The organism is Mesorhizobium sp. M7A.F.Ca.US.002.01.1.1, from assembly GCF_004022955.1.
GTDB lineage: Bacteria > Pseudomonadota > Alphaproteobacteria > Rhizobiales > Rhizobiaceae > Mesorhizobium > Mesorhizobium ciceri.
The window spans coordinates 1-6323 of record NZ_RZQE01000347.1 but is presented as its reverse complement, the minus strand read 5'-3'; the positions used below and the strand labels follow the sequence as shown (position 1 = coordinate 6323).

Annotated in this window: 6 protein-coding genes; all 6 read right to left on the bottom strand. The window is 63.8% G+C overall.

Annotated elements, in window-relative coordinates; genetic code table 11:
- On the bottom strand, positions 1-563 hold a 563-nt coding region (gene tsaE, locus EN932_RS25975), incomplete at its 3' end, for a tRNA (adenosine(37)-N6)-threonylcarbamoyltransferase complex ATPase subunit type 1 TsaE (RefSeq protein ID WP_128369159.1).
- A gap of 8 nt (positions 564-571) precedes the next feature.
- Positions 572-3127, bottom strand: coding sequence for a PAS domain-containing sensor histidine kinase (locus EN932_RS25970; RefSeq protein WP_127384675.1), 2556 nt, complete (start codon positions 3125-3127; stop codon positions 572-574).
- A 199-nt stretch (positions 3128-3326) separates the two neighbouring features.
- Positions 3327-4727 (bottom strand): adenosylhomocysteinase, encoded by a 1401-nt coding sequence (gene ahcY, locus EN932_RS25965; protein ID WP_013528332.1) that lies wholly within the window; start codon positions 4725-4727, stop codon positions 3327-3329.
- A gap of 180 nt (positions 4728-4907) precedes the next feature.
- Entirely contained in the window at positions 4908-5204 is a 297-nt protein-coding gene (locus tag EN932_RS25960) for an HPr family phosphocarrier protein (protein WP_013528333.1), read from the bottom strand.
- Entirely contained in the window at positions 5201-5602 is a 402-nt protein-coding gene (locus tag EN932_RS25955) for a PTS sugar transporter subunit IIA (protein WP_010912939.1), read from the bottom strand. Before EN932_RS25955 ends, EN932_RS25960 begins: the two co-directional genes overlap by 4 nt.
- A gap of 164 nt (positions 5603-5766) precedes the next feature.
- On the bottom strand, positions 5767-6228 hold the full coding sequence (locus tag EN932_RS25945; protein WP_013528335.1) for a hypothetical protein: 462 nt from the start codon (positions 6226-6228) through the stop codon (positions 5767-5769).
- Positions 6229-6323: the final 95 nt, after the last annotated feature.

Sequence of the window (6323 nt, the reverse complement as noted above, 5' to 3'; positions counted from 1 at the left end):
CCCGGCAGCGAAACGATCTCGTAAGAGCGGGCAGAAGCATCGCCAATGAAATGGCGGCGCTGCGCTTGCGCCCAGCCGGCGCTCACGAGAAAGTCGCGCATGGCCAGCGACCGTGCGGCCCGATCGAAGGCAGGTCCCTGCCCCGACAATCGTGCCAGCCGGCCGTTGCCATGCTGGACGAGCTCGATCAGGACCGTGGTTTTCGGCAGATGGGCTTCCGCCCGCTCCGGCCATTCGACCAAAGCAGCACCTTGCGCCAAGGCTTCGTCGAACCCAAGCTCATCGATCTCGTCGGCCGAGGACAGGCGGTAGAGATCGAAGTGATGCACCGGAATGCGGGTGTCGTAGCTCTGCACCAGCGTGAAGGTCGGGCTCGGAACGTCGAGGCCGGCATCGTCGGCCAAGGTCCTGATCAAGGCCCGCGCCAGCGTCGACTTGCCGGCGCCCAGATCGCCCTTCAGGGCAAGCACGTCGCCTGGGCGCAGCGACAGCGCCAGATCTTCGCCCAGCCGCGCTGTCTGGGTCTCGTCGGCGAGTAATCGCTCCAGCACCAATCCGGTCATCGAACGCGCTACTCGGCCGCGGCACGGATGCCCGGCATGTCTGGAAAGGTGCAGATGACGGTCGTGCCCTTGTCCTTGCCGGTTTCGATGCGAACGCTGCCGCCATGCAGCTCGACGAAGCTCTTGACGATCGACAGGCCGAGGCCGGCGCCGCGCCGGCGGCCACCATTGGCGCGCGGCTCGAAACGGCGGAACACCGAATCGAGCACATCGGGCGGCATGCCGGGACCGTCGTCATGGACCGAGAATTCCACCCCGTCCGCCAGATGGCGGCAGGTGAGCCGGATGGTGCTGGCTTCCGGGGCGTAATTGGCGGCGTTGCTGAGCAGATTGTAGAGGATCTGGCGGACGCGGACCTCATCGCCGTGAAACGTCTTCGGCGCCGAGGCTGCTTCGACCTCGAGCCTGATCGAATGCTCTTCCAGCCGGTCGGCCACCAGTTCGGCCGCAGCGGCGATGGTGCGATCGACCTGCACCTCGGAAATATCGAGCTGCATGATGCCGGCGTCCACCGTCGCCAGGTCGAGTATGTCGTTGACGATGGTGAGCAGGACCGCGGAGGAGGAGCTGACATGCTCGACATATTCCCGCTGCTTCTGCGTCAGCGGACCGGTCGTGGGCTGTGACAGGAGTTCGGTGAAGCCGATGATGTTGGTCAGCGGCGAGCGCAGTTCATAGGAAACATGCTGGACGAATTCGTTCTTGAGCTGGTCGGATTTTTGCAGCGCCTCGTTCTTGTCCTTCAGCGCCCGCTCGACATGGACGCTGTCGGTGACGTCGACGAAGGTCATCATCACCTGCCCGTTGGGCAGCGGGATCATGGCGTAACTCAACACGTTGCCGTTGTTGAGCTCGGTCTGTCCGTGGCGGTCGCGGCGCTCGTCGTCGAAGCCGGTGACGGCGGCAACAAAGCCGGGCCAGGGGCTGTCCGCCGCCTGCCGGTCGCAAAGGTCGCGGATGGTGGAAACATGGACGCTGGGCTTGGCCGCTTCGCCGCTCAATCCCCAGAGCGTGGCAAAGGCAGGATTCGACAGCCGGAGCCTGCCGTCGGGTCCGAACACCGCTACGCCTTCGGCAAGATTGTCGAGCGTCTCGCCCTGGACCCGCACCGCTGTCTGGTAGCGGCTCTCGAGGTCCATCTTCTCGGTGAGGTTCTCGAACACCCAGGTGACGCCGCCCTTGGGCTGCGGGTTGGCGACGACGCGGATGGTCTTGCCATCAGGCAGATGCCACCAATGTTCCTGGGATTCCACAGCGCGATAGGCGCCGAGCAGGCCTTCCTTCCAGCGGCGCCATTCAGGCTGTTCGGCGATCTTGCCTTCGCTGCGCAGCCGGTCGAGCAGCAAGGCATTGTCTGGAGCGCTGTGCAGGAAGCCTGCGTCCAGGCCCCAAAGCTTCTGGAAGGCCTGGTTGAAGAACCGCAGCTTCTCGTCGGTGTCGAAAATGGCGACCGCCGTGTTGAGCTGGTCGAGCGTGTCGGCGTGGCTTCGCACCGTCCGTTCGTATTCGCCGCGAACGGCTTCGATGGCACTGGTGTCGCAGGCAAGGCCGGCCGAGCCATCGCTGCCGGCGAAATCGGTGACCGCGAACACACGGCGATCGCCTTCGATCACGGTGGACAGCGATTGCTCGAAAACCGGATGCGTCCTGTGCTGGGCGGCAATCGCATCGCGCGCCTGGCCGCCGAGGAACTCTTTCTTCTCCCGAACCGCGGCTTCGGCATTTTCGGCTTCGACGGCATCGGCATAGGCGCGGTTGACCCACCTCAGCCCGCCATCCTCGCCGCGGAGCCATGCCGGCATGTTCAGCGCGTCGAGCAGGCCGATCATCGTGTCGTGGTCGGCGGCCAGCCGCTGGTTCTCGATCTTCAGCCTGGCCTGGCTGCGCTGCGTCTCCGAGAGCGAGACGAAACGCACGAGCACATGCGCGGCACTCTTGCGGCCATGCACTTCGAGCGGCGCACCGGCCTGCGATTCGATGACCAGGTCGAAGGGTTTGGCCTTTTCGCGCAATCCCGCGACGGCATGTTCGAGTGCCGCCGCCGAACGCGGCATCAGCCAGCGGCCGAAAGCAAGAAAAGCGGCCCTATCCTCGGGAGCGCCGCTTTCGACGGGCAATGTGCCGATGAGCTCGGGCTTCTTGTTTTCCGCAGCCCAGACGACGACGCGCTGGTCGCGCAGATTGAGCAGCGCCTCGGAACGGCGGAGCGCCGCGTTGATGTCGGCGAGGCGGCTCCTGAGTTCGACATTCTCCGCCGAGGTGCGGGCTCTTTCGCGGATGAGAACGATGGCCGATATCAGTGCGGCACCCGTCACGCCGACGAACACTGCAAGCTGCATGACATCAATGGCACTCACCGACAGTCCGGCGACGCTGGCAACAGCGGTCTCGGCATGCGCGGCGGCGCCGGCCAAGGGCCCCGCGAGCGCGGAGGTGGCAAGGAATGTCGACGCGCGGGCGCGCCAGGACAGGCTCCCCCCTTCCAGGGCGGAGCCAGCAATCCCCGAATCGTCATGGCCGCCGGAAACGGCCCGTCCCGCTATGTGCGGGTGTTGCCCCGGCATGTCTTGGTCCTCTCCGCCGCCTGAATGCAAGACCGCCCTGATGCGTGCCTCTCTTGACCCTCTCGGGCTGGAAGCATCGCCGAATCACCTGACAATAACCCCTCGCCGAATCGGCGTGAAGGCTGATGGCGCGCAAAAATAAGGCCGGGCGAAAAGTCAATCGCCCGGCCTCAATATCTGGTAGTAATTTTAGCTTTGGTTAATAGCGGTAGTGTTCCGGCTTGAACGGACCCTGCGGCGTGACGCCGATATAGGCGGCCTGTTCACCCGACAGTTCGGTCAGGCGGGCGCCGAGCTTGTCGAGATGCAGGCGGGCGACCTTTTCGTCGAGATGCTTGGGCAGGACATAGACCTGGTTCTCGTACTGGCCGGGCTTGGTGTAGAGCTCGATCTGCGCCAGCACCTGGTTGGTGAAGGATGCCGACATGACGAAGCTCGGGTGGCCGGTGGCGTTGCCGAGATTGAGCAGCCGTCCTTCCGACAAAAGGATCATCCGCTTGCCGTCCGCGAAGGTGATCATATCGACCTGCGGCTTGACGTTGGTCCATTTCAAATTGCGCAGCGCGGCGACCTGGATCTCATTATCGAAATGGCCGATGTTGCCGACGATGACCATGTCCTTCATAGAGCGCATATGGTCGAGGGTGACGACATCCTTGTTGCCGGTGGTGGTGATGACGATATCGGCGGTGGGGGCCGCATCTTCCAGCGTGACGACTTCAAAACCGTCCATCGCCGCCTGCAGGGCGCAGATCGGATCGACCTCGGTGACCTTGACGCGGGCGCCGGCGCCCTTGAGCGAGGCCGACGAGCCCTTGCCGACGTCGCCATAACCGCACACGACAGCGACCTTGCCGGCCATCATCGTGTCGGTGCCGCGGCGGATGCCGTCGACCAGCGATTCCTTGCAGCCATACTTGTTGTCGAACTTCGACTTGGTGACCGAGTCGTTGACGTTGATTGCGGGGAAGGGCAGCAGGCCCTTCTTCTGCAGCTGGTAGAGGCGGTTGACGCCGGTGGTCGTCTCTTCGGTGACGCCGCGGATCGCCGCCTTCTGCTTGGTGAAGAAGCCGGGCGAAGCCTTCAGGCGCTTCTTGACCTGGGCGTAGAAATATTCCTCTTCCTCGCTCTGCGGGTTGGACAGCACGTCCTCGCCGGCCTCGGCGCGGGCGCCGATCAGGATGTACATGGTGGCGTCGCCGCCATCATCGAGGATCATGTTGGAGAGGCCGCCATCGGCCCACTGGAAGATCTTGTCGGTGTAGTCCCAATACTCCTCCAGCGACTCGCCCTTGACGGCAAACACCGGGATGCCGGCCTCGGCGATGGCCGCGGCCGCATGGTCCTGGGTCGAGAAGATGTTGCAGGAGGCCCAGCGGATATCGGCGCCAAGCGCCTTCAGCGTCTCGATCAGCACCGCCGTCTGGATGGTCATGTGCAGCGAGCCGGTGATGCGCGCACCCTTGAGCGGCTGCTTGGGGCCGAATTCCTCACGGCAGGCCATCAGGCCCGGCATTTCGGTTTCGGCGATCTCGAGTTCCTTGCGGCCCCAGCCGGCAAGCGAGATGTCGGCGACCACATAGTCCTTGCTACCCGTCATGGCAGTACTCCGATGCGAATGTTGTGCTTGCGAATTTGTTGCGGACACGCCCGCGCCGGTCGGCGCGTCCAAGGGCGCGAATTGCCGGCCTGACTAGCAGATCGGAGCAAGGACGACAATGGGATATAAAGAAATCTTTATCCCTGCATGTCTCTCGGACGCATATCGCGCTCTACCAGATCAGCATTCCTCGCCGAAGCGGGACGCCACCAGTTGCTCCAGGGCGTCGATGACCTGCTGGGCCTCCGGCCCGCTGGCGGTGACGCGGATCGAATAGCCGGGGCTTGCCGCCAGCATCATCAGGCCCATGATCGAGGTGCCGCCAACCTTGACGCCATCCTTCTCGACATGCACCGAGGCATCGAAGCCGCTGGCCAGCTGGACGAACTTCGCCGAAGCGCGCGCATGAAGGCCGCGCTGGTTGATGATGGGAAAATCCCGGACTATCTGATCTTTTTCCGGGGACAGCGCGGTCATTTGCTGCTCAGGAGCTGGCTGGCAACATTGATGTATTTGCGACCGGCGGCCTGGGCCTCATCAAGGGCGGCCGCCATGTTGTCGCCCTTGCGGATCGAGGAAAGCTTGATCAGCATCGGCAGATTCATGCCGGCGATCACCTCGGTGCGGCCGGACTCCATCACCGAGATGGCAAGATTGGAGGGCGTGCCGCCGAACATGTCGGTCAGCACGATGACGCCCGCCCCGGTGTCGACACGGGCAACCGCATCGACAATGTCGCGCCGACGCTGCTCCATATCGTCGTCGGCACCGATCGCCACGGTTTCGAAATTGTCTTGTGGCCCGACGACATGTTCGACGGCATGTCGGAACTCGGTGGCCAGTTGACCGTGCGTTACAAGCACGAGTCCGATCATTCTTTGGTGGCTCCCGTCATCGCCGCTTCACAGGCGCATTTTATGCTCGCCAGCCAATCCAGGCGGCGGGAGCGCTATCTTGTCGACGCGCGGCCCGTTGACAAGCCCAAAATTGCGCAGGCGCATGCCATTTTGACGCATTGCAGCAAAAAACCCGGAGCGGATCATAGAAAAGGCGCGATCGACAGCCGCGCCATCACGACCGGTAAGGCCGCCGGGATATTGCGTTCGACCACATCGACCTGTGGCACCAGACAACCCACGATGCTGCTTGCGGCATCCTCCTGGAAGCGCGGCGCTTCATCGGCCGGCACCAGGTGGACATGCAGGTCGACGAGGCCTGCCGGCTCGAATGGCAGAGGCCGGGGGCCGAGCCCAGGCACCTCGACGAGGCCTTCTATGGCGGCGGGAGCGCGGCACAGAAGCCGCCCGGCATGCGCCTCGACAAAGAGCTGATCGTCACCGACGAGCCGCGCGAACGATCCGCGCTGGCGACAATGATCTATGAGCGCCAGCGCCAGCGCCGTCTTGCCCGAGCCGGAGGCTCCGGTGATGAGAATGCCGCGCTCGCCGATCAAAACCATTGTCGCGTGAATGTTTTCAGGCTGCACGGCTGGACCAGGCATGGTTGGAATTCATGCTCTCAGCCTTCGGCCGGCAACGTCACCACAAAACGCGCGCCCTTGATCTCGCCGGGTTTGGTGCCGGGGATGTTCTCGGC

Bases quoted from the DNA above. Each gene is read 5' to 3' on its own strand.
- EN932_RS25960 (WP_013528333.1), bottom strand. From the start codon at position 5,204: ATGACCGCGCTGTCCCCGGAAAAAGATCAGATAGTCCGGGATTTTCCC.
- ahcY (WP_013528332.1), bottom strand. From the start codon at position 4,727: ATGACGGGTAGCAAGGACTATGTGGTCGCCGACATCTCGCTTGCCGGC.
- EN932_RS25955 (WP_010912939.1), bottom strand. From the start codon at position 5,602: ATGATCGGACTCGTGCTTGTAACGCACGGTCAACTGGCCACCGAGTTC.
- EN932_RS25945 (WP_013528335.1), bottom strand. From the start codon at position 6,228: ATGCCTGGTCCAGCCGTGCAGCCTGAAAACATTCACGCGACAATGGTT.
- EN932_RS25970 (WP_127384675.1), bottom strand. From the start codon at position 3,127: ATGCCGGGGCAACACCCGCACATAGCGGGACGGGCCGTTTCCGGCGGC.